This window comes from Bifidobacterium longum subsp. infantis ATCC 15697 = JCM 1222 = DSM 20088 (assembly GCF_000269965.1).
Taxonomy (GTDB): domain Bacteria; phylum Actinomycetota; class Actinomycetes; order Actinomycetales; family Bifidobacteriaceae; genus Bifidobacterium; species Bifidobacterium infantis.
In genome coordinates this window covers 1-23,470 of record NC_017219.1, presented here as the reverse complement: position 1 = coordinate 23,470, position 23,470 = coordinate 1, and the positions used below count along the sequence as shown (strand labels likewise).

Here is a 23,470-nt window from a genome sequence, read left to right as displayed (position 1 = left end):
CGGGGGCGGCCGCCCGTCCACGCGACGCCGGCGGCCGCCCCTTCGCCCGTTACGGGGAAAGGAAAACCCATGATCGAGATACGTGGCGTGACCAAGGAATACGGCAACGACGTGCTGGGCCTCAACGACGTCAACCTGACCATCCAGGACGGCGAGTTCGTCGCCATCATCGGCCCCAGCGGCGCGGGCAAGAGCACGCTGCTGCGCTCCATCAACCGACTCAACGACATCACCGGCGGCGACATCATGATCGACGGCCAGTCGATTACCAAGGCCAGCCGCAGACAACTGAGGGCGATGCGCTGCTCGATCGGCATGATCTTCCAGCAATTCAACCTCGTGGGCAACAGCACCGTCCAGAAGAACGTGCTGTCCGGCCGGCTGGGCCGGTACGGGACCCTCAAGTCACTGCTCGGCCTCTTCCCGGAGTCCGACTACCAGCTGATCGACGACGCGTTGAAGACCGTGGGCCTCGCGGACAAGGCCCAGACGAGAAGCGACCAGCTCAGCGGCGGCCAGCAGCAGCGCGTCGCCATCGCCCGCACCCGCGTCCAACAGGCCAGGATCGTGCTCGCCGACGAGCCGGTCGCCTCCCTGGACCCGGTCACCTCCGAGACGATCCTCACCGACCTCAAACGCATGAACCAGGACGACGGGACCACGGTGCTCATCAGCATCCACTCCGTCGGCTTCGCCAAGAAATACGCCGACCGGATCATCGGCATGCGCCGGGGAACGGTGGTGTTCGACGGCACCCCCGCCCAACTCACCGACGACATGTTCCGCCACATCTACGAGGGCGACGACGCCGGGAAGACGGGGGAGCGATCATGACCCGCACACCGTCGGCCGGCCGCCCCCTGAAGGACACGGTGCACCGGAACCTGTGGAAACGGCTCGCCACCGTTATAGTGTTCGTCGTCTGCTTCCTCGCCGCGAAGGACGCGACCGAGACCGACTTCGGCGAGGCGATCGCCAACATGGGGCAGGCCGCGGATTTCTTCTCGAACCTCCTGTCGCCCGACTGGGCGTATTTTGCCAAGGTGTGGATGCCCCTCGTCCAGACGATCCGCATGTCCGTGGTGGGCACGTCGCTGGGACTCCTGTTCGGCGTGCCGTTCGCGTTCCTGTGCACCAGCAACGTGACGGGCAACCGCGTGGTCGCCATGGTCGCCCGCGTGGTCATGGACATCATCCGCACGATCCCCACGCTGCTGCTCGCCGCCCTGGTCGTCGTGTTCATGGGCATCGGACAGGTCAGCGGCATCATCACCATCGCCGTGTTCACCTTCGGCATCGTCGGCCAGCTGATCTACCAGTCGATCGAGATCTCCGACCCCGGCCCCGTCGAGGCTGCCCGCTCCGTGGGCGCCAACCGCATGCAGATCGCCACATGGTCGATCCTCCCGCAGATCGGGCAGGACATCGCCAGCTACGCCATGTACGCCTTCGAGATCAACATCCGCGCCTCCGTGATCCTCGGATACGTGGGAGCCGGCGGCGTGGGCGTCCTGCTGAACTCCTCACTCAGCCTGATGCGCTACGACCGCGTGTCGCTCGTCATACTCACCGTTCTCGTGCTCGTCGTCATCGTCGACTGGGTCAGCGAGATCATCAGAAAGAGGCTCCGCTGATGCGTATCCGTCTCACCGCACACCACCTCATGGCCACCCTCATAGGCATCGCGGTCATCGTCTGCTTCGCGACCACCAACTGGTCCGACAAGGCCCCCATGTCCTGGACCTCCCTGTCGGACACCATCAGCCAACTGTTCCACCCCGACTGGTCGTACGTCTACGACGGCAGCGGCGAGGACCTAGTCAGCCTCATGCTCCAGACCATCTGCATCGCCTTCCTGAGCATGGTCATCGCCACGGTCATCGCGTTCCCCTGGTCCTTCATCAGCGCGACCACCCTGTGGCGGCACACCCCCGCCGTCGCCGGCGCGGCGAAGTTCGTGACCGACCTGCTCAGGGCGTTCCCCGAACTCGTGTACGCCATCATCTTCGTCAAGGTGGTGGGCCCCGGCCCCGCGGCCGGCGTCCTCGCCCTGGGCGTCCACATGGTCGGCATGCTGGGCAAACTGTACGCCGAGAACATCGAATCCATGGACAACGGGCCCGCCGAAGCCATGGAATCGGTCGGCGCCAACTTCTGGAAGACCACGTTCTTCGGACGCATCCCCCTGCTCATGCCCATCTTCGCGTCACTGTCCCTCAACCACTTCGAGATTGCGGTGCGCAGCGCCGCCACCCTCGGCCTGGTCGGCGCCGGCGGCATCGGCGCACCCCTGATCTTCGCCATCCAAAGCCGCCAATGGAGCAGGGTCAGCATCATCCTGCTGGGCATCATCATCGTGGTCGCGCTCATCGACGCGGCGACCGGATGGCTACGCAAGAAACTCCTCTAAAAGGCCTGCCACATGACCACGATCACGATCCTCGCCACCAGCGACCTGCACGGCTTCCTGCCCGACACCCTCGCGGACGTGCCCGGCGACCCGTCCGCCGCGAACGCCCACGCGGCCGGCATACTCGCCGCACACGCCGCCAAGCGGATGACGGGCGTGGACGACGCCACGCTGCTCATCGACGCCGGCGACTACCTGCTAGGAAGCGCCTACGCCACCTTCACCGCCCGATCGGCCGAGAGGGAATCCCCGCTCACCCGCGTCGCCTCCGCCTGCGGCTACACCGCCATGGCCCTGGGCAACCACGACTTCGACCACGGCACCGCACTGCCCGCAAGCCAGAACCCCCACCTGCACGAACGGCTCCTGTGCTGCAACGTGACGGACGAGGAAGGCCACCCGATCTTCCATCCATACCGACTCGTCCAAGCCCGGGGCATCCGTGTGGGCATCGTGGGCGCGGTTACCGGAGCCCTGCCCCAACTCACCGCGTTCCGCAACACACAGCACATCCACGTCCTGGACGCGGTCGAAAGCATCAGGACCACCGTCAACCGGATACGCGCGGACGTGGACCTGCTCATCGTCGCCTACCACGGCGGCATCGAATGCGACATGGCCAGCGGACGACCCACGCAATACGACACCGGCGAGGACCAGGCATACCGCATCCTCTCCACCATCCCCGGCATCGACGGGCTGATCTGCGGACACCAACACCGCACCAACCACGGCGAATGCCACGGCATCCCCTACGTGCAACCCGGATACCAGGGAAACTCCGTCGGATTCATCTCCTACCAGTTCAAGGAAAGGCGAATCAGCCGGCACGAGACCGCGATGCTGCACCCGACCACTGACAAGCTGGAACCATTGGATCCGACGACGATGAACCTCAAGCTGGACGAATACAGGACCTGGCTGGACCAGCCCATCGACACCGGACGGTTCGGTGAATACATCACGCTGAAAACCGGCATCAGACTCCAACGATTCATCTGGCGGAAAACCAGCGACGGAACCACGACCATCCGCGAATTCCACCACAGCTTCCCCAAACCCTACACCGCATCCGTGTTCCGCCTGACCTGGGAAGAACTCCGGACCTGCATCGACCAAGGCCTGATACAAGCCGACATGATCCCCGCAACGGAAGCACCGTTGGGCGGATACCAAGTCATCACCAACACACCCGAGGCATTCCCCACATACCGACTGGAAAGACGAACAGTGGACAACCTCTTCGACGAATACCTACACTGGCTGAAGCAATAAGGGTTTGGGGAGATAAGTCGTACTCCGGCTTCTTCTCCCTAAACCTCAGTTTCATATGACGTATGCACGCGACGATCATGTCGAACAGCGCTATGGGCCATGAGCCTACGCGCCGCATGTAATCCTGGATTCGCAGTGCCGGTCACATGCGGTGATTCTTTGGTGGCTCGCCCTGATCATAGAAATATAGGGTCCGCAACCCCGTATCCCTTTTCTAGAGTGCGTTTACACTAGTTGGGTTTTTGGCTGTGTATTGGACATTTCTGTGCAGGGCGGGAGGTGTAACCGCAGCATTACGGTGTGAGAACGCAAGGTTACGTAGCTGGGCATTGGCTGTGGCGTTGCTGAACATTGACCGCTGTGTTGCTGGACATTGACCGCCGCGCCGGCAATCATGGCGCAAGCGACAATCACGACACGCCGTTATTGACATACCGCCGTTCAATGGTATTGTAATCACTTGTGCGCTTTTGAAGCGTATGGATCGGGCCCGTAGCTCAGCTGGTTAGAGCGCATCCCTGATAAGGATGAGGTCGGAGGTTCAAGTCCTCCCGGGCCCACAGGAAAAATGAAGCGGCCGCGAGCCGCTCTTTTTTTCTCACGGGGCTATAGCGCAGCTGGTAGCGCATCTGCTTTGCAAGCAGAGGGTCGCCGGTTCGAACCCGGCTAGCTCCACGATCAGGGTTTTCAGAGAAATCTGGAAGCCCTTTTTTCACGCCAAGACGGCGGAATACCAACGTTTTCAAGGCATACGGCACAAACGAGAATGTACGGAAAGGCGGCCAATGTCAACGAAATGGGTACCCGCCGAGGTACCCGAATTGGGCACCCATCACGTCATAGTGGGCTCATGCACACAAAATTTGGAAGTGTCGTATATCGGGCAGACCGAAATTCCTATCGAGCAAAATACAGTTATCGGGGAGAGGTCATCACAAAAACGTTCAAAGACCAGTTATCGGCATAGGCATGGCTAAACACCGAAAGAAGCCGTATAGAAGCCGACAGAGCCGGTATTAAACAGTGGAAACGTAAAAGGCAGGAAGACGCCGTAAAACGCCGCAGAGTACTGTTCTGCGACTACGTCATGGAAGAATTCGCACCCACATGGCTCAACTATTCTTCCGACGGAGCCGAACTAACCGCAGGAAGCAAAAGAAAGCATCGGTAATACCTTGCGCATCTGTCCCACGCATTCTTCTGGAGATACCACCTCGCCGGCATCACGACTGAAGACATAAACCGGTGGCTAGCCAATTTAGGCAATTTCGGGGGAGCGACGCCCCGCAAGAAAACGTTCCACCTCTTGAAAGCCGTGTACGCGAAGGCAGTGGCCGAAGGAGCCGTAGACAAATCACCCGTTACCATGAAAGCCCCCGCAATCCCAAAATCCCGGCAAGCTCAAATACCCCCGGCCACAGCCGAGGAACTTCAGACCATCTATGCCGCCATGCCCAACACCACACGAATCTCCATATGGCTGGGGGCCATCCTTGACCTACGAATCGGAGAAGTGGTCAGCCTGCACGTGTGGCTGATGGCGGTCATCGTCATCAGCCTCGCACCCGCGATGCACTCCATCGCCGCCGACATCGTCGTGATGGCAATCGCCATCTGGGCGATGACACCCAGCCGTCGATAACGGCCAGCCCGTCCGAGTTTCAACACCCGGACGGGCCTTTCTTGTTTGCACGTGCATGGCCGCTACTGCTTTTTCTGTGGTCTGCCATACTTGTGCACTAACGCGGCCAAAAGTATTGCTACGAAATAGATGTAGACGAGAAATCTGCTGAGAGACCCGTTGAATATCAACATAACGGCTACTGGCACTATAAGCGCCGTCGTAAGAATAACCGAAAGCTTTATGTTCTGTGTTTTAAGGCACGACCACACAAACAATATCAATGCCACAACGGCAGTAATCAGATACACGACTGCGAATGGGGTCATGGCCCCGCGCTTGATCTCCGTTGCTCCACTAATTGAGCAAGAAGCGAACAGCCATGCACAGAGCCATGACTTCCAATCCCACTTTTTCATCACAATAATGCCTTACAACTGCATCATATGATTTCAGATTTCAACGGTGGGAATTCCCAAGCCAGTGTGAGGCATACTCCCTTTCCTTGAGCAACTGCGCCGATGATTTTTGTGGCGAGATCAGCAAAGAATCCGATGCCCAAGACAGCGACGCCTCCAGCGATCATGGTACCGACGGGCCCACTGATTGCCGAGGCAACTGCGGTGAATGCTGCGGCAAGAGCCGCCGGGCTAACCGAGGAAGCCGCGAAAAGCGCTGCCGCGAATCCTACGGTGAAATCTATGTAGGAGATGTATACGCCGCTGCAACTGGCATAGGTCGTTGGAAGCGACTCTATGTCTTGGATGTCCTCCGTGGGTGGATTGAGGACGTTATCGACCAGGAACACATATTCTGCATCGGAGAAACCGTAATCGGTCTTCAGTTGCTCCTCTGACAGCGAGACGGTGAGACGATCACCTTCAAAGCTGAAATATTCACCGACATCAACGATTTTCCAGAGCAGGTTCTCGAGTTCCGTATCCACTGACGGTACTGCACAAGGAACGTAGCCATCGGACTGAGCATCCGGGACACTTGCATTCGCAACGGGAGCCACCACCAACAATGTCGCCATCGACAAGATACAGGCGATGATTCGTGCGAGGTATTTCCTTACTTTTTTCATTTGATTCTTCCTTGAATCGTTGATTTACCCGGCTCTTCCGATTTTGGTGTGTAAGGGCCGTGCGGTTTCATTCGTTGTGTGAAAGAAAAAGTGAAGGATACCGTGCGGCTTGGCATTGAGTTTAGCACGTTCGACGGATGGGTGTTGCTCGGCCTGGACGGATTGGGGTTGCGTCCCCTGGTGCAACGGCACCTGGCCATGGGCACTCGCGGGGGCGTGTGGCAGATACGCTGCGAGCCGGAGGGGCCCGCCGCACGGTGTTGCGCCCAGTGCGACGGTGTCGAGGAGATCGGCGTGGACGAGCACGTGTGGCGACACACCCCGTTCGGCAGTAGGTAAGTGACCATCATCGTGGACCTGACGCCCAGGAAGAAAGGCGGGACGGCCCGCCTGCTGGACATGGTCGAAGGCAGGAGCGAGAAGGCGTTCACCACATGGCTCCAGGAACGCGGCCAGGCGTTCCGCGAGCGTGTGAGGGTCGTGGCGATGGACGCGTTCGCCGGATACAAGAAAGCCGCCGCACGGATACTGCCCCACGCCATCGAGGTGGTCAGCCAGGACGCCACGGGTCAATGTCAGGTGCCGGCTCATGGTCATGACGCGTTCGCTTTTGGCGATGGTGTCGGCCCGGCGTCGCTTAATCTCCGGGATCCTGGGACCGGGTCTCCTACTCACCGCGCCTCCTCCCACTCATCGTCCCGTGTGGCGTCCGTGCCGGTGATGAACCGGTCGTAGCCGGTCAGGTCGGGCCCTTGGGCGTATACCTCCAGTTCCCGTCCCTGTGGCGCAGGGCGAGCGAGACCAGGGCCGGGTCCTGCAGCGTGCTGGATGCTCCGCCGTATCGCCTAGGATATTCGGCGATCATCTCGCCGGACGAGGGATCGGTGATCCGCACGCTGTCCCACCCGGCCGCGGCCAAAAGTTTCCCGCCGTGCCACTTGCCGCCGGCGAGGTACCGGTTCGAGTCGATCTCGATACGCCCGTACCTGTCGGCTTTCCCGCTTTCCCAACGGATCGGGTCGAAACGTGTGGATGGCAGGGGCATCAACGCTTTCCGGTCCTCGTCGAAGCATTCCATAATGGGCACGTCCAATAGCTTGTAATGGCATCGGGTCCGGACCGGTTCGTCGCAGCGTCCGGGCATGACACGGGCGGGTTGCTCGTGGGACCCGGCCTCTAGGGGCGGGACCATGAGGCTGCGGCGTGGGAACCCGGCTAGCTCCACGGTCAGGGTTTTCGGCGGAGTCCGGAAGCCCTTTTTCATATCAAAACGGCGAAGTACCAATGATTTCAAAGTATACGGTGAGAACGGCGAACATACGGAAGTCCGTAAATGTCGGCGTTTTGGGTATCCACCGAGATACTCAAAATGGGTACCCGATGAACGACACTGGAACCATACGCACAGGAAAGAAATCTTTCGACTCCGTCATACCAATTCTGGTGCAACAGAGCCTAATAGAAACCAGCGTTTTACATACGATGTAAAACGCTATATACATGATGTGTTGTTTTCTATAGACAAGGGATATATGATATGAACGTCTTCCAAGGAAGGAGCCAAAGATGAGCGGAACGACAACCACCGTCAACGTCCGAATGAACGCTGAGCTGAAAAAACAAGCCGAGGAACTGTTCGGGGAGCTGGGCATGAACCTGACCACCGCAGTCAACATATTCATCCGCCAATCCCTGCGACAGGGCGGCATACCGTTCAACGTCTCGTTGGATGAGCCGAACAGGGAGACCGTCTCCGCCATGTTGGAGGCGAAGCGAATCGCAAGGGACGGGAACGTGAAGGGCTACCGGGACCTGAACGCCTTGTTCAAGGACTTGGATGCATGAGCGGCATCCGGTACACGGTCAAGACCACGTCCAGATTCAGGAAGGACTTCAAACTCGCCAGACGACGCGGACTGGACGCCGGCCTTTTCAAACAGGTTGTATCCATTCTGTCCGAGGGCGGCACACTGCCCGACCGGTATCATGACCATGCGCTTACAGGCAATATGACCGGCTTCAGGGAGTGCTATATCACACCAGACCTGCTGTTGGTCTATCTCATAGAGAAGGACGTGCTGGTGCTCACTCTGACCCGAACGGGCACCCATAGTGGCCTTTTCGGAAAATAACGGGATACGGACAAAGGAAAGCCGGGACAGGGGCCCGACCAAGGCAGGGTGTGTAGCAAGGCACCCAATGTCGTGATACACCGAGAAAACGGCGAAATAGCGACAAACACCGGGAATCCCTGGCTCCACGGTCAGGGTTTTCGGCGGAGTCCGAAAGCCCTTTTTCATGCCAAAACCCAGCAACACCAAGGTTCCGTCAATCGTGCCGGCGTCCGGTCCACAACCATGCGATTGCGCATCGCACTCGACCTGTGCCATGACGCATCTTGCGCGCTGCGCTGAACGCTTTCCCGTTATCCGAGCGCCCTCTATGCAACACAGGGTCGGGTGCATAGAATAAGAACGTCTTATCTATCTATCGAATCGAGGAGAACAATGCTCACTGACGAGTACGTCAAGCGCGTCTACAACCAGGTCGTGGCCCGCGATGGCGATCAGCCCGAATTTCTGCAAGCCGTCTACGAAGTGCTCGACACCCTTCAGCCGGTCGTCGCAAAGCACCCGGAATACGAGAAGAACGGTGTGCTCGAGCGCATCGTCGAACCTGAGCGCGTGGTGAAGTTCCGCGTCGCCTGGACCGACGACGAAGGCAAGGTGCAGGTCAACCGTGGTTACCGCGTGCAGTTCAATTCCGCCATCGGCCCGTACAAGGGCGGCCTGCGCTTCCACCCGACCGTCAACGAGAGCGTCATCAAGTTCCTCGGTTTCGAGCAGATCCTGAAGAACTCCCTGACCACGCTGCCGATGGGCGGCGGCAAGGGCGGCTCCGACTTCAACCCGAAGGGCAAGTCCGACGCGGAAGTCATGCGCTTCTGCCAGGCCTTCATGACCGAGCTGTGCCGTCACATCGGCCAGTTCACCGACGTTCCCGCCGGCGACATCAACGTCGGTGGCCGTGAGATCGGCTACCTGTTCGGCCAGTACAAGCGCATCCGTGACGAATACTCCGGCGTGCTGACCGGCAAGGGCCTCGAATTCGGTGGCTCTCTGGCCCGCACCGAGGCCACCGGTTACGGCGTGTGCTACTACACCCAGGAAGCCCTGCGCGTGCTGCGCAACGACTCCTTCAAGGGCAAGACCGTCGTGATCTCCGGTGCCGGCAACGTGGCCATCTACGCCGCGCAGAAGGCCGAGGAGCTGGGCGCCAAGGTCGTGACCGTGTCCGATTCCAACGGCTATGTCTACGATCCGAACGGCATCGACGTCGCCGTGGTCAAGCAGATCAAGGAGGTCGAGCGCGGCCGTATCAAGGAGTACGCCGAGCGCGTTACATCCGCCGAATACCACGAGGGTTGCTCCGGCGTGTGGACCGTGCCGTGCGACATCGCGCTGCCGTGCGCCACTCAGAACGAAATCGACGAGGAATCCGCCAAGGCTCTTGTAGCCAACGGCTGCAAGGTGGTGTGCGAGGGCGCCAACATGCCTTCCACCCCCGAAGCCATCGAGGTCTACAAGTCCAATAAGCTGCTGTACGGCCCGGCCAAGGCTGCCAACGCCGGTGGCGTGGCCGTCTCCGGTCTGGAGATGAGCCAGAACAGCTACCGTCTGAGCTGGACCTTCGAGGAGGTCGACGCCAAGCTCAAGTCCATCATGGAATCCATCGTCGCCAACTCCCTGGCCGCCGCCAAGGAGTACGGCGAGGAAGGCGATCTGATGGCCGGCGCCAACATCGCCGGTTTCGTCAAGGTAGCCAACGCCATGGTCGCCCAGGGCGTGCTGTGACGCTTGCCGCTAAGCAGTACTAAGCAGTAGCGTAATGCCCTTGCTTCCCCGTGAGGAGGCAAGGGCATTGCTATATGTACAACGAACGCAACAAGTGCTATCCCCAAATACGTAAGCATTACGCACCACTATACGAGTGAATTCTTGGATATGATCATCAATCCAAGCTATCTGCTTTCAGAGGGGTACATTCGGCCTTCTGCAGATAACAGCTCAGCTTCCACCTCCATAACCCCGGAACTCACCACCGTCGATCAGCACATGGATCAGTGCGGCTGGACCATGGCCGACGTGGTCATCAAAGCCATCAACGGAGTCTCTTCACCGCGCGTGATGCACCTGAACACCGATTTGGTGGTGCGTGAGTTGGCGTAATTGCCACGTGGCTGTCGGCAGGACTCTGGATATCCCGCGTCACAATCACCCAGTAATGCATCACGCAGTGTATAACTCTTCCGCAGAAACGAATACCATTCGTTCATCATCCATGTAGCGGGTTCGCGTGGACTCACTCACCGGATTCTTGGTGAACAGCATAAGCCACGCATTACCTGCCTGATAGCCGCGGACTAAGCCAGCACGCTGATGGAGCCTTTCAATAGCCTCCGTTTCGTTGAATGAATTACGCCATTTGCATTCACCGAACAGAATCGTTTTATCGAGCGAATCCGCAGCAATCACATCGATATCGGTTTGCTCGTGAGCAATCGGATCATTGCCCCACCATTTGCCGAATTGAGTGGCAACAAAGGGGAGGTTGCCCATAGCGTTGTTTCGAATAAGCCATTGCAGGCAAATCGTCTCAAATTGTTGCCCAACATAGGTATCAAACGATGGTCCAAAAGCGAGTCTGCTCGTAACCTCCTCGCTGATATTACCATCCAAAATGCTCATGTTGCGCCCCACAAAGCGGAACCAATATGCAAAGAAGGGATCGCTCACCACATACATTCCCTTGCGCGATTTACTCGGATCTTCACCAAACGGCACTTTTCGCTCAATTAAGCGCAAATCGACCAGCGTTTTCAGATATGCTCCAATCGAATCAGATTCGACACCCGCATGTTCAGCGATAAGCTTTGGCGAGGAATTACCACCCGCAATAGATTGCAATATCGAATAATACGATGCCGGTTCACGAAGCTCCTGACGCAACAGCATCATAGGTTCCTCACGCAGTACGCCCAAGTTGTCGAACATCAAGCGCAGCACATTGGATTCAAAGCCATCGGCTTCCTGTATACGAGCCAGATAATATGGCGTACCGCCGAAAGTCGCATAGTATTGGACCAGTTCTTGCGGAGATGTGTTCGTTAGAAATTTTGCCGCATCCGCATAATCGAATGGCAGGAGTCGAATCTGTGCTGTACGACGCCCGTATAGCGGGCTTTTACGCCCCAATACGTCGTTTTCCATGAATCCCTCGTTACTACCGGATAGAATCATCGTCACTTTTGTGGCGAGGAATCCATGGTCAACTGCTATCTGCAACATGGAGGGTAATGCTGGCTCGGCGGCAGCCGCATAAGGGAACTCATCGAATACGAACACCATACGTTCGTCAGTCTGTGCAGCACGTTCAGCAACAAACGATAACGCATCAGACCACCTGCCAAACGACGGGGTGGAATCCGGCATACCAAAGAACGACAATGCCGCTCTTGAGAAATCTTCAAGATTCATCTTGGCGCTTTGCTGTATGGCCGTGAAGTACAGCACGCGTTTATCTTTGACAAATTCGTCGATCAACGCCGTTTTCCCTACACGCCGCCTACCGTACAGCACCACCATTTCGAATGAATCACTGGTAAACAGCTTTTCCAGCACTTGTAACTCGTGCTCTCGTGCGACAAACATTGCAGCCCTCCGATCCGTCTACCGCCCAATAATAAGAGTATCATGGTTAATGTAATCACGATTACCTTAATTACGATACTAATAATTGTTGCCCTACCGCGAGGAGGATCTTCCTTCCGCTGTCAAAACGAAAGCCCAACAGTCCAGACTGACGAGCAACAACATCGGCAGATCAACCGCTGACGCCAGCCAACCTGCCAGTCCTTTGGTGGAACCACACCACATAGGCCTTCCTCAACGGCGCCAAGCTGCCACACGCTGGCAGACCAACACCGCTGTGTGCATTCTCTGCGTCGGCGGCAGTCCAGAACTTGGCCCAGCAACGACGCTTGCTGTGCCCAGCGTCGGCAGAGGGCCAATAATTGGACGCAAACGACACAGAACACACCCTCAGCGTCGGCAGAACTCCAAGATCTGTACCGCTGACGACGGTAAGCCCTCCACAGCGTCGTCAGAGATACAAAATCTGTCCCAACACCGACGCCTGCCACCCCCAGCGTCGCCGGAGTCCCAAGTCTCGGCCCAGCAACGACGCCTGCGATCCCCACATATAAGAAACCGCACCTCCGATCATCGAATCTGAATTACTTCAGTCCAACAACCGGGGTGCGGTTCACTGAGGGGAGTTCCGTCAGTATCGCTATATCAGTCGTCGCCGAGCGTGACGTGCACGCCGCCGACCAGCGAGCTGACCACGTTGTAGATCAGTGCCGCAATGGTGGCCAGCAGGGTGAAGATCACCACCTCAACAATCGAGAAGATGGTGACGCCGGACACCACGGTGGTAAGGGACAACACGTTCTTGAGATCGAAACCGCCTGCATCAAGACCGGTGGAAGACACAATCTGCGTAATCTGGCTGAATACACCGACCACATCAAGCAGCACCCATACGATCGCGGAGGCAACGACCTGAATAATCGCCACGGCGATGGACAGCATGAACGTCACCTTGGCCACGGACCAAGCATCCACGCGGGTCAGCGACAAGCTCATGCGGCGAGCCCTGGGGGCGCTACGGCGAGGTGCCGGACGCACAGGAGTGGCGGCACCTGAAGAAGGCAACGCGGACTCCTCCGGATCACTGGACACGGAGCGGGCCACACGGGGAGCGCGGTCGGCGCCGATCAGCGGCTCGGCATAATCGTTCTGTGTATTGCCGTCTTCCGACGGAATGATCCGGGTCTCGTTGTCTTCGAGATTCTCGCTCATCGTTTCTCCTTACCAGGCTGGACGGCAGCCTCTGTTGTATGCGAGGCTACCAGCTTTTCGGGACGCTGCTCACGCCTCGTCCGGGTTGTTCACATTCTTGTCGGATTGCACGGTCTCACCGGCTCCGTTCGTTGCCGTACCGCCGTCTTCCTCGGGCTCGTCCTTCTCCTCGTTACGGGCGATGGAGAGGATCATGTCGCCCTTGTCGGGCTTGGCGAAGGTCACGCCCTGGGTGTTTCGCCCGGTGCGCTTGACCTCGTCCACATTGGAGCGGATCACCTTGCCGGACTTCATGATGGCCATGACCTGATCGTCTTCGGACACCACGAGCGCACCCACCAGCGCGCCGCGGCCTTCGACCAGCTGCACGGCCTTGACGCCCAGACCATTGCGCCCCTGCAGACGGTACTCGCCGATGGCGGTGCGCTTGGCGAAGCCCTCGTTGGTCACCACGAACAGGTCCTTGTCGGAGTCGCTCGGCACCACATCCATCGCCAGCAGGCTGTCGTCCGCACGGAACTTCATGCCCTGCACACCGGCGGTCTGACGGCCCATCGGGCGCAGCTGTTCGTCGTCGGCCTGGAACTTGAGACTCATGCCAAGCCTGGACACCAGGATGATGTCGTCCTGCGCGTTGCACAACGCGGCGCCGATGAGCTCGTCGGCGTTCTCGCCGTTCTCGTCGGCCATGAGTCGCACGGCGATCAGACCGCCCTGACGCGGGGAATCGTACTCGGCCAGCGGGGTCTTCTTGACCTTGCCGGATCGGGTGGCGAGCACCAGATATCTGGCCACCTCATAGTTCGGGATGGACAGCACGGTCTGGATGGTCTCATCGGGCGCGAACTGCAGCAGGTTGGCCACGTGCTGGCCCTTGGAATCGCGCGAGCCTTCGGGTAGCTCGTAGGCTTTGATGCGGTACACGCGCCCCTTGTTGGTGAAGAACAGCAGCCAGTTGTGCGTGGAGGTCAGGAAGAAGTGATCCACCACGTCGTCCTCGCGCAGCTTGGTGCCCTTGATGCCCTTGCCGCCGCGGTGCTGGGCGCGGTATTCGTCGGCCTTGGTGCGTTTGATGAAACCGGAGTGGGTCACGGTGACCACCACGTTCTCTTCGGCGATCAGGTCTTCGACGTTCATCTCGCCGGAGAACGGCAGGATTCGGGTGCGGCGTTCGTCGCCGTACTTGGCCACGATCTCGTCGAGTTCGTCGCCGATGATCTTGCGCTGGCGTTCCGGTTTGGCGAGGATGTCGATGTAGTCGGCGATCCTGCGCTGCAATTCCTCATGCTCGGCCACGATCTTGTCGCGGTTCATGCGGGTCAGCGTGCGCAGCTGCATGGCCAGGATGGCGTCCGCCTGCACCTGGTCGATGTCCAGCAGCTCCATAAGGCCGGTACGGGCGGTATCGGTGTCCTCGGAGGCGCGGATGAGGGCGATGACCTCGTCCAGCATGTCCAGGGCCTTGAGATACCCCTGCAGGATGTGGTCGCGCTCCTCGGCCTCGCGCTTCAGGTACGCGGTGCGGCGGGCGATCACGTCGAGCTGGTGGTTCACCCAGTGGCGGATGAAGGCGTCCAGGCTCAGTGTGCGCGGCACGCCGTCGACCAAGGCCAGCATGTTGGCGCCGAAGGTCTGCTGCAGCTGGGAGTGCTTGTACAGGTTGTTCAGCACCACCTTCGGCACGGCGTCGCGCTTCAGGACCAGCACGAGGCGCTGGCCGGTGCGGCCGGAGGTCTCGTCGCGCATGTCGGCAATGCCCTGGATCTTGCCGTCGCGCACGGCCTCGCGGATGGAGACGACGAGACGATCCGGATTGACCTGGTACGGCAGTTCGGTGACCACCAGGCACATGCGGCCGTTGATCTCCTCGGTGTTGACCACGGCGCGCATGGTGATGAGGCCACGGCCGGTGCGGTAGGCCTGTTCGATGCCCTTGTGGCCGAGGATGGTGGCGCCGGTGGGGAAGTCCGGTCCCTTGATGATGCGGATCAGGTTTTCCAGCAGTTCCTCGCGGCTGGCGTCCGGATGGTCGAGCGCCCAGTGGACGCCGTCCGCCACCTCGCGCATGTTATGCGGCGGGATGTTGGTGGCCATGCCGACGGCGATGCCGGCGGAACCGTTGACGAGCAGGTTCGGGAAGCGGGCCGGCAGCACGGTCGGCTCCTGGGTCTTGCCGTCGTAGTTGGGCACGAAGTCGACGGTGTCCTTGTCGATGTCGCGCACCATTTCCATGGCCAGCGGGGCCATGCGGCATTCGGTGTAACGCATGGCGGCGGCCGGGTCATCGCCGGGGGAGCCGAAGTTGCCCTGGCCGTCGACGAGCATGTTGCGCATCGACCAGGACTGGGCCATACGCACCAAGGTGTCGTAGATGGCGGAATCGCCGTGCGGGTGGTACTTACCCATCACGTCGCCGACCACGCGGGAGCACTTGTTGTAGCCGCGATCGGGGCGGTAGCCGCCGTCGTACATCGCGTAGATCACACGGCGATGCACGGGCTTCATGCCGTCGCGCACGTCCGGCAGGGCACGCTCGACGATCACGGAGAGGGCATACGCCAGGTAGGACTCGCGCATCTCCTGCTGCAGGTCCTTGCGCTGGATGCGTTCGCCGCTCTCCATCAGGCCGTAGTCGGTGGTGTCCGCCTCCTGCGGGCTCAACGGCTCCATCGAGCCGTCCGGCGTGAACTGCTCGTCGCCGGTGTTGTTTTCATCTGCCACTGTTGTTCCTTTAATTGTCTAAGTCCGTTGTGTACCTCCCTCTGACGAGGGAGGTTGGAGGATTCCGTTACGCATCGATCCAACGCACGTTCTTGGCGTTGCGCTGGATGAAGAGGCGGCGGGGTTCGACCTCATCGCCCATCAGCATCGAGAAGGTCTCGTCGGCCGCGGCGGCGTCCTCGATGTGCACCTGCTTCAGAATGCGGTGCTCGGGGTCCATGGTGGTCTCCCATAGCTCCTGGTAGCTCATCTCGCCCAGACCCTTGTAGCGCTGGATGCCTTCGCCCTTGGGCAGCTGGCGGCCGTTGGCCTTGCCTTCGGCGAGCACGCGGTCGCGCTCGGCGTCGGTGTACACGAAGTCGTGCGGGCCCTTGGTCCACTTCAGGCGGTACAGCGGCGGCATGGCCACGTACACGTAGCCGGCGGTGATCATCGGGCGCATGTAGCGGAAGAACAGCGTCAGGTTCAGGGTGGCGATATGCGCACCGTCCACATCGGCATCGGCCATGATGATGACCTTGTGGTAGCGGACCTTGGAGATGTCGAAGTCCTCGCCATAGCCGCCGCCGACCGCGGTGATCAGCGATTCGATGGTGTCGGACTTCATCATGCGGTCCAAGCTGGCACGTTCGGTGTTGAGGATCTTGCCTCGCAGCGGCAGGATGGCCTGCGTGATCGGGTTGCGGCCTTGGATGGCGGAACCGCCTGCGGAATCGCCCTCCACGATGAACAGCTCGCACTCTTCCGGGTTGGAGGACTGGCAGTCCTTGAGCTTGTCGGGCATGCCGGCGGACTCGAAGATGGACTTGCGGCGGGTGTTCTCGCGGGCTTTCTTGGCGGCCAGACGGGCGCGGGAGGCCTCGATGGCCTTCTGGATGATGTTCTTGGCCTCGTTCGGGTGGGCGTCGAACCAGTCGCCGAGCTTGTCGGTCATCACGCGCTGCACGAAGGTCTTGGCCTCGGAGTTGCCGAGCTTGGTCTTGGTCTGGCCTTCGAACTGCGGGTTGGTGAGCTTGACGGAGATCACGGCGGTCAGGCCTTCACGCACGTCGTCGCCGGAGAGGTTCTCGTCCTTGTCCTTGAGGATGCCCTTGTCACGCGCGTAACGGTTGACCAGCGAGGTCAGCGCGGCGCGGAAGCCCTCCTCGTGGGTGCCGCCCTCGGTGGTGGAAATCGTGTTCGCGAAGGTGTGCACGGCCTCGGAGTAGGCGGTGGTCCACTGCATGGCGAGTTCGGCGGAGATGCCGAGCTTCAGGTCTTCGGCCTCGAAGCTGATGACGTCCTCTTCCACCGGCGTGGCCTTGCGCACCTTGACCAGATACTCGACGTAGTCCTTGATGCCGTTGAGGTATTGGTAGGTGACGGTCTGGTGCTTCGCGCCCGGCTCGTCCGCCGCGTCGCCGGCCACCTCGTCGCCGGCCTGGTCGTTCTCGCGTTCGTCGGTCAGGCTGATCTTGAGGCCCTTGTTCAGGAAGGCCATCTGCTGGAAGCGGGAGCGCAGCGTCTCGAAGTCGTAGATGGTGGTCTCGAAAATCTTCGGGTCGGCCCAGAAGGTCACGGACGTGCCGGTGGACTCGCCTTCGGTCATCGGCTCGCCCTGCTTCAAGGGCGCGGTGGGGTGCTGGTCGATGTACGTCTGGGTCCAGTGGAAGCCCTGACGGCGCACTTCGATGTCCACGCGGGTGGAGAGTGCGTTGACCACGGAGATGCCCACGCCGTGCAGACCGCCGGACACTGCATAACCGCCGCCGCCGAACTTGCCGCCGGCGTGCAGCTTGGTCATCACGGTCTCCACACCGGAGACGCCCTCGCCGGGCACCTCATCGACCGGGATGCCTCGACCATCGTCCACCACGCGGATGCCGTTGTCCGGCAGAATGGAGACCTCGATATGGCTGGCGTATCCGGCCAGCGCCTCGTCGACCGAGTTGTCGACGATCTCATAGACCAGGTGGTGCAAACCGCGCGGCCCGGTGGAACCGATGTACATACCGGGGCGGATACGCACGGCCTCAAGTCCTTCGAGCACCCTCAGATCAGAGGCCTCATAATGCTCGGGAGCCATGGATTCGTCAAGTTCGCCTTCGGTCAATTCCGCATTGTTGATGCGTTCCGCAGCCGCCTTCAGCTGCTCCTCTTTGCTGGTTTCGTCTGCCAACAGGCTTCCTTCCGTGACTACAGGGTCAACCTCCGTCATGAAGGTCATTCACGGAGGTGATATGGCTTACGAGGCCCGTAAAGGACTCTTCTAGCCATTTGACCATACTGCATGTGATTTTACTCGTCTAACCCGACGAGCGCCATAGCGAGGCTTCTGCGAATTTGTTTGGTATCTTGGCTACCGCCGCCGAGCCCATTTGCGCGTGTATCCGGCGGCCGGGCCGGTCACGCGAATCTCGGTGATGGTCAATCCTCTGAGATTGCGACGGATGGTATCGGTGAGTTGGGGGATAAGGTAGGTCAGCTGCGTGGCCCAGACCGTGGATTCGGCACGGATGGTCAGTACACCGTCCATGAAATCGGCGACTGCCGAATGGCTGGCGATGGCCTGCCCCACCACTTGGTCCCAATGGTTGCGCAATTGCGCAAGCTTCATATTCGCCGCCCAGACGCCATTGCCGGCGATGGTGGTCATCACGCTGCCCAGTTCAGCCGGATCGCGCCCCGGTTTGCCGAAGTTTTCGATGGCCTCTTCACGGCGGCGTCTGTAGTCCTTCAAGGTCGCCCCGCGACGGGAGATCCGCTCGAATATTTCGGCCGGCAGTTTGGTCTCGTCCAGGTTGAGTTGGCGGGCGATCGGCGGGTTCATGACACTTTCCGTTCTACGGACGCGCTGTCCACCGCGGTTTTTCCGTCATACTTACCCAAACTCTCGTTTTCCCGCAAATCGGACAAATTGCCCAGAGTTGGCAGTATCACGGAAGCTGGTTCGGCCAGTGCGGCCACGTCGATGCGATGGGCCGATTCATAGTCGGGCACATCGCCTTCAGCGGCCACGGTAATCAGCACCTGATCCTGTTTTCTGGCGAAATCAAGAATCTGCGCGCGCCGGCTGTCATCAAGCTGGGCGAACACATCATCGAGAATCACAATCGGCTGCAATCCCAACCGGTCACGCACGATTTCGAACAATGCCATTTTCAAGGCCAACGCCATCGTCCACATCTCGCCGTTCGAAGCGAACTCGCGGGCGGGAATACCGGCCAAGTCAAGGTTCATGTCATCGCGCTGCGGACCGATAAGGTTCACGCCGCGAGCCACTTCACCGGGGTAGATGCGTTGGAAATGCTCGCTGATCTGCGGATGCGGATCGTTGAACATCAGCACTTCGTCGAATGAAGGCGCATATGTGAGCGTCACCTGCTCGCCGGCACCGGCCAAGTCGGCGTAAATCGCGGCAAATGGCTCGGCAAGCAGGCTAATCACATGGGCTCGCATACGGGTCAACACCACACCGGCTTCGATGAACTGGCCGGTCCAGATTTCCAAACCGCTCAGAACCGCATCCATCGGCTGGCCATTATTGGCATTGGCATTCAATTGCTTCAACAATGTGGCACGCTGTTTGGCGATGCGCGTGAACTGTTGCAACGTCTGCATGTATCCGGGCTCGAGCAGAGCCGCAGCCTGATTCATCATGGTGCGGCGTGCTCCCGGATCGCCGGACACCAATCGCTGATCTTCGGGAGTGAAGGAAACGCTGGGAATCTTGCCGATGATATCGCGCAGATACAGCGACGACCCCGAGTTGATGCGGGCTCGGTTGGCACCACGCGCATGAATCGACGCTTCATACGTAGTGGTTTGGCCGGCATCATCAGCGACGTTCGCGCGGATGGTGGCCGTGGTCTGCCCGCGTTCGATCAGCGGCAACGTGCTGGACGTGCGATGGCTCGATCCGGTGGACAGCACTTCGACGGCTTCCACCAGATTGGTTTTGCCCAAGCCATTCTTGCCGAACAGGATATTCACGCCTGGTACGAAATCGACCACTACCTGACTCCATGAGCGGTAGTGGTCGAGTGCGAGACGGGAGATGTGCATTATCGAATCGTTGGAAATTCAGGGACTTCAGTTGTTAAAGCGCATCGGCACGAGCAGGTATCGGTAGTCCATGGACTCGTCGGAATCAGCTTCCTGCTGGCCGTTGAACTCGACCGGCTTGACCGGGGTCGTCATCTTGATGCGCACGAATGGTTCGGTCACGGCGGACAGACCCTCCTTCAGGTAGGACGGGTTGAATGCCACGGTGATGTCGTCGCCATCCATGTCGATGTCCAGTGTCTCGTTGGCCTGGGCCTCGTCGACCGATCCGGCGGACAGCGCCACTTCCTGACCGGTGAAGGTCATGCGAATCGGAGCATTGCGTTCGGCGACCAAAGCCACACGGCTGATGGCGTCGAGCAGATCCTGCTTGTTGACTACGGCCTGAATCGGGTATTCGTCGGCGAACAGGCGGTCGACCGCCGGGAATTCACCGTCGATGAGCTGGGAGGTGGAGACGCGGCCGGCGTTTTCGAAGCCGAGCAGCGTCGGGCTATCGGCGTCGAAATCAAGGCGGATGTTCTGGTGCTCATCAAGAGCGCGGGCCACATCCTTGAGTAGTGAGCCGCGAACCAGCGTGGTGGTGTCGACGTCCGGGTTCTGCGGAGTCCAAGTGAAGGTGGCGCGGGCCAAACGGAAGCGATCGGTGGAGGTCATGACGACCTTGTCGCCTTGGAACTGCATGCGTACGCCGGTCAGCACCGGGCGGTTCTCTTCGCGGGAGACGGCAACGCATGCTTGGTTCACTGCCTGAACGAAAGTCGGGGCATCGACTTGGCCGAGCATGGCCGGTACCACAGGCAGATCCGGGTACTCGGTGTCGGGCATGAGCTGCAAGGTGAACTTCGACTTGCCGGACGTGATGGTCAGCGTGGAGCCGTCGGTAACCAGGTACGTTTTCTCCGAACGCAGCGATTTGGTGATATCGGCCAGCAGTTTGCCCTGAACCAGTACGGAACCGGCTTCGTCAACGCCGGCTTCGATGTGGTGGCGAGCGGAAATCTCGTAGTTGAAGGCGGAGAATTGCAGCGTTCCTTCAATGGCTTCCAGCTTGACGCCAGCGAGAATCGGGTTGGAGGGACGTGCGTCGATGACTCGGGAGGTCCAGGCTACGGCGTCGGCCAGGGCTGCGGTATCGATTTCGACTTTCATGTGTGATTGTTCCCTTCGTCGGATTGGCTGAGAAATATTCTAGCCGTTGGGTGGCGAACTTACGTACGATGGGTGACCGGCTGTTACTGTGGCGATGATGCTTTTCACGTAACTGAGTAAGTAATCGCCATAATAAGGCCGGTGGATAGTGTGGATAAGTAGGGTTGAGCCCTACGAATGCAACGGTTCATAAGTCCCCGAAAATTGTGGACAAATTCTGCATGGCTTGTGGATAAGTGGGCGAGTTTTCCACAGCCAGTTCGTCGGATTTGGGTTTTCCACATCGAGGTCGCAGTTATGCACGAGTTTTCCACAACAAAATAGTGGGTAATCCACGAGTTATCCGCCGAGTTTACCCACATCTGTGCACAACTATGTGGATAACTTTTTTGGTTTTCGTACTTTCGCACGGCGTGTTGAAGGCTGTTTTTCGTCGAGGAGAATCGATTCTGGAGACCGTTTTCGGCACTTTTTTCGTCTCGCTCGCCCAAACCCGCAAAATCGGTCCTCAGAATCGATTCTCTCGTTTCATGGGTTTTTGCGTGTTCCCCGTCGAAACTCCCCTCGGTCGTCTGCGACGACAGCTCCCCTCATAAAGGGGAGCCATGAGGAATCTGATGTCTCGAATCCGTTGCCTCGACGTATCCACCAGAATCCGCCTGAGCAACCAAAAACGGCACTTTCCGGAAAGTCAGTCCAAGAAGTGCCGTTTTTCGTCTCTCAGAAGCGTTGTGTCAGTTGGTGTTGCTTTGCTTGAGGCGAACCGTGAGCTCCATAACGTAGTTATAGATCTCCTGTTTTTGCTGCATCCGGTCACTGATTCGAGTGCAGGCATGCATTACTGTGGTGTGATCGCGTCCGCCAAAGACCTGGCCAATATCCATCAGGCTCATACTGGTCATTTCGCGAGCCAGATACATGGCGATCTGACGAGGAACAGCCACGTTTTTGGTTCGTGATTTACCGACAAGATCCTCAAACGTCAGGTGGAAGTACTTCGCCACCTGACTGATGATGTCCGTGGGCTTGATTTCCACATCGGTGGTGAAGAAGTCCTGCAACGTCTGCTCGGCCAAGGCGCGGGTCACCGGCTGATTACTCAGCGAGGCCACGGCCGTAACACGGGTAAGCGCGCCCTCAAGTTCACGAATGTTCTCGGTGAAGCGTTCGGCGATGAGGTCCAACACATCGCTGGGGATTTTCGACCCGTTCATCGAGGCGATCATGCGAAGAATGGCGATTCGGGTCTCCAGATCCGGCGGCTTGACGTCTACGGTCAGGCCGGATTCGAAGCGCGAGATGAGTCGAGCCTCGAAACCCTTCAAATTCTTGGGTGCCACATCGGAAGCAATGACAATACGCTTATTTGCCTGATGTAGTGCATTGAACGTATGGAAGAACTGATCCAAGGTGGCTTCCTTGCCGCCGAGGAACTGGATATCGTCAATAAGCAACACATCAACCTGTCGGTATCGACGGTTGAATTCAGCAATCTGACCTTGGCTTTGGTTCGGGTTTTGCAGCGCGTCGATGAATTCGTTCGTGAATTCCTCAGACGTGACGTATCGAACCTTCAGCCCGGGATCCTTGACCAGTGCATAGTTGCCGATGGCGTTCAGCAAGTGGGTTTTGCCCAGTCCCGATCCGCCATAGATACACAACGGGTTGAAATCCTGACCGGAACCTTCGGCCACGGCCAGTGCGACCGTACGGGCAAAACGGTTGGAATCGCCAGGCACGAAGGAATCAAACGTGAAGTTCTTATTGAGATGAGTCTCGGGATCGCGATTCATCTTCTGCTGACCGACCGGGAACTGCGACTCGGTGGCGGGCATCGGTTCCCGCGGTGCGGCTACCGGCTTTGCGCCATAGGATTCTTTACCGAACTCGGCGACAGTCGGAGAAATTTCCGAAGGATATGGCTGCGCCGGCTTTGCCGCCGAAAGCGGTTCTGGCTCGGTTTTCGGCACGACCTTGAACGCGGGAAACATATTTTCGCCGGTTACCGTACGCAATGCCTGAAGCAGGGAATCGTTCAAATCACCCTGAATGGCTTGAAGCGTGTCGTTGTTGTCCACACACAGCACGATGGTCGAACCGAAGACGCCTTCAGGAACAACGCCTTCCAACCAGCCTTTTTCTCGTGGGCTGAGCGAAGCGCTGTGTTTGAGCACCGTCAGCGTGTCTGACCAGATGTGGGCGGCCTCGATTACGGGGTCGCCGGAAGCGTTAACCAT

General features: G+C 59.1%; 19 protein-coding genes, 2 tRNA genes and 1 pseudogene. 12 read left to right on the top strand and 10 right to left on the bottom strand.

Annotation, left to right across the window (positions count from 1 at the left end):
- Nucleotides 1-69: 69 nt before the first annotated feature.
- The 7 genes from phnC (at nt 70) to BLIJ_RS00090 (ending at nt 5,327) form a co-directional block, all read left to right on the top strand.
- Nucleotides 70-834, top strand: a complete 765-nt coding sequence (gene phnC, locus BLIJ_RS00120; protein WP_012576480.1) for a phosphonate ABC transporter ATP-binding protein — start codon at nt 70-72, stop codon at nt 832-834.
- The gene (gene phnE / locus BLIJ_RS00115) at nt 831-1,634 is read left to right on the top strand and encodes a phosphonate ABC transporter, permease protein PhnE (RefSeq protein ID WP_012576479.1); all 804 of its coding nucleotides are present in this window, start codon (nt 831-833) and stop codon (nt 1,632-1,634) included. Before phnC ends, phnE (BLIJ_RS00115) begins: the two co-directional genes overlap by 4 nt.
- Nucleotides 1,634-2,410, top strand: coding sequence for a phosphonate ABC transporter, permease protein PhnE (gene phnE, locus BLIJ_RS00110; RefSeq protein ID WP_012576478.1), 777 nt, complete (start codon nt 1,634-1,636; stop codon nt 2,408-2,410). Before phnE (BLIJ_RS00115) ends, phnE (BLIJ_RS00110) begins: the two co-directional genes overlap by 1 nt.
- A 12-nt stretch (nt 2,411-2,422) precedes the next feature.
- Nucleotides 2,423-3,685: a metallophosphoesterase gene (locus tag BLIJ_RS00105; RefSeq protein WP_012576477.1), complete on the top strand. Its 1,263-nt coding sequence runs from the start codon at nt 2,423-2,425 to the stop codon at nt 3,683-3,685.
- A gap of 486 nt (nt 3,686-4,171) precedes the next feature.
- Nucleotides 4,172-4,245: transfer RNA gene (locus BLIJ_RS00100), tRNA-Ile, on the top strand.
- A 42-nt stretch (nt 4,246-4,287) separates the two neighbouring features.
- A tRNA-Ala gene (locus tag BLIJ_RS00095) sits at nt 4,288-4,360 on the top strand.
- Between the two features lie 775 nt (nt 4,361-5,135).
- Nucleotides 5,136-5,327, top strand: coding sequence for a hypothetical protein (locus BLIJ_RS00090; protein WP_126386268.1), 192 nt, complete (start codon nt 5,136-5,138; stop codon nt 5,325-5,327).
- 421 nt (nt 5,328-5,748) lie between these two features.
- On the opposite strand, the gene BLIJ_RS00080 is transcribed toward BLIJ_RS00090, so the two are convergent.
- On the bottom strand, nt 5,749-6,393 hold the full coding sequence (locus tag BLIJ_RS00080) for a hypothetical protein (RefSeq protein ID WP_012576475.1): 645 nt from the start codon (nt 6,391-6,393) through the stop codon (nt 5,749-5,751).
- Between the two features lie 273 nt (nt 6,394-6,666).
- Here BLIJ_RS00080 and BLIJ_RS14875 point away from each other — a divergent pair.
- Nucleotides 6,667-6,945 (top strand): annotated as a pseudogene (locus BLIJ_RS14875) (transposase); the annotation flags it as partial.
- Between the two features lie 187 nt (nt 6,946-7,132).
- On the opposite strand, the gene BLIJ_RS13165 reads toward BLIJ_RS14875, so the two are convergent.
- Entirely contained in the window at nt 7,133-7,537 is a 405-nt protein-coding gene (locus BLIJ_RS13165; protein WP_126386265.1) for a Mu transposase domain-containing protein, read from the bottom strand.
- A gap of 422 nt (nt 7,538-7,959) precedes the next feature.
- On the opposite strand from BLIJ_RS13165, the gene BLIJ_RS00060 reads away from it, so the two are divergent.
- The 4 genes from BLIJ_RS00060 (at nt 7,960) to BLIJ_RS00045 (ending at nt 10,622) form a co-directional block, all read left to right on the top strand.
- The gene (locus tag BLIJ_RS00060; RefSeq protein ID WP_012576473.1) at nt 7,960-8,238 is read left to right on the top strand and encodes a type II toxin-antitoxin system RelB/DinJ family antitoxin; all 279 of its coding nucleotides are present in this window, start codon (nt 7,960-7,962) and stop codon (nt 8,236-8,238) included.
- Entirely contained in the window at nt 8,235-8,525 is a 291-nt protein-coding gene (locus BLIJ_RS00055; protein ID WP_012576472.1) for a type II toxin-antitoxin system YafQ family toxin, read from the top strand. The genes BLIJ_RS00060 and BLIJ_RS00055 overlap by 4 nt, the downstream gene beginning before the upstream one ends.
- Nucleotides 8,526-8,900: 375 nt before the next feature.
- Nucleotides 8,901-10,247 (top strand): NADP-specific glutamate dehydrogenase, encoded by a 1,347-nt coding sequence (gene gdhA, locus BLIJ_RS00050; protein ID WP_012576471.1) that lies wholly within the window; start codon nt 8,901-8,903, stop codon nt 10,245-10,247.
- A gap of 150 nt (nt 10,248-10,397) precedes the next feature.
- Nucleotides 10,398-10,622, top strand: coding sequence for a hypothetical protein (locus BLIJ_RS00045; protein WP_012576470.1), 225 nt, complete (start codon nt 10,398-10,400; stop codon nt 10,620-10,622).
- Nucleotides 10,623-10,682: 60 nt separating this feature from the next.
- On the opposite strand, the gene BLIJ_RS00040 is transcribed toward BLIJ_RS00045, so the two are convergent.
- The 8 genes from BLIJ_RS00040 to dnaA all read right to left on the bottom strand — a co-directional run bounded on the left by BLIJ_RS00040 (nt 10,683) and on the right by dnaA (nt 23,470).
- Nucleotides 10,683-12,104, bottom strand: a complete 1,422-nt coding sequence (locus BLIJ_RS00040; protein WP_012576469.1) for an ATP-binding protein — start codon at nt 12,102-12,104, stop codon at nt 10,683-10,685.
- 645 nt (nt 12,105-12,749) lie between these two features.
- The gene (locus BLIJ_RS00035; RefSeq protein ID WP_012576468.1) at nt 12,750-13,316 is read right to left on the bottom strand and encodes a DUF3566 domain-containing protein; all 567 of its coding nucleotides are present in this window, start codon (nt 13,314-13,316) and stop codon (nt 12,750-12,752) included.
- 69 nt (nt 13,317-13,385) lie between these two features.
- A complete protein-coding gene (gene gyrA, locus BLIJ_RS00030) occupies nt 13,386-16,037 on the bottom strand; it encodes a DNA gyrase subunit A (RefSeq protein ID WP_012576467.1) in 2,652 nt (883 codons plus the stop codon).
- Nucleotides 16,038-16,104: 67 nt separating this feature from the next.
- Complete coding sequence (gyrB, locus tag BLIJ_RS00025; protein WP_172620080.1) at nt 16,105-18,243, bottom strand: DNA topoisomerase (ATP-hydrolyzing) subunit B; 2,139 nt, start codon at nt 18,241-18,243, stop codon at nt 16,105-16,107.
- Nucleotides 18,244-18,375: 132 nt separating this feature from the next.
- Nucleotides 18,376-18,846 (bottom strand): DciA family protein, encoded by a 471-nt coding sequence (locus BLIJ_RS00020; protein ID WP_012576465.1) that lies wholly within the window; start codon nt 18,844-18,846, stop codon nt 18,376-18,378.
- Nucleotides 18,843-20,081: a DNA replication/repair protein RecF gene (gene recF / locus BLIJ_RS00015; RefSeq protein WP_012576464.1), complete on the bottom strand. Its 1,239-nt coding sequence runs from the start codon at nt 20,079-20,081 to the stop codon at nt 18,843-18,845. Before recF ends, BLIJ_RS00020 begins: the two co-directional genes overlap by 4 nt.
- A gap of 27 nt (nt 20,082-20,108) precedes the next feature.
- Complete coding sequence (gene dnaN, locus BLIJ_RS00010) at nt 20,109-21,233, bottom strand: DNA polymerase III subunit beta (RefSeq protein WP_012576463.1); 1,125 nt, start codon at nt 21,231-21,233, stop codon at nt 20,109-20,111.
- Nucleotides 21,234-21,967: 734 nt separating this feature from the next.
- Nucleotides 21,968-23,470 carry a chromosomal replication initiator protein DnaA gene (gene dnaA / locus BLIJ_RS00005; protein ID WP_007057882.1) on the bottom strand — a complete coding sequence of 501 codons (1,503 nt, stop codon included), beginning with the start codon at nt 23,468-23,470 and terminating at the stop codon, nt 21,968-21,970.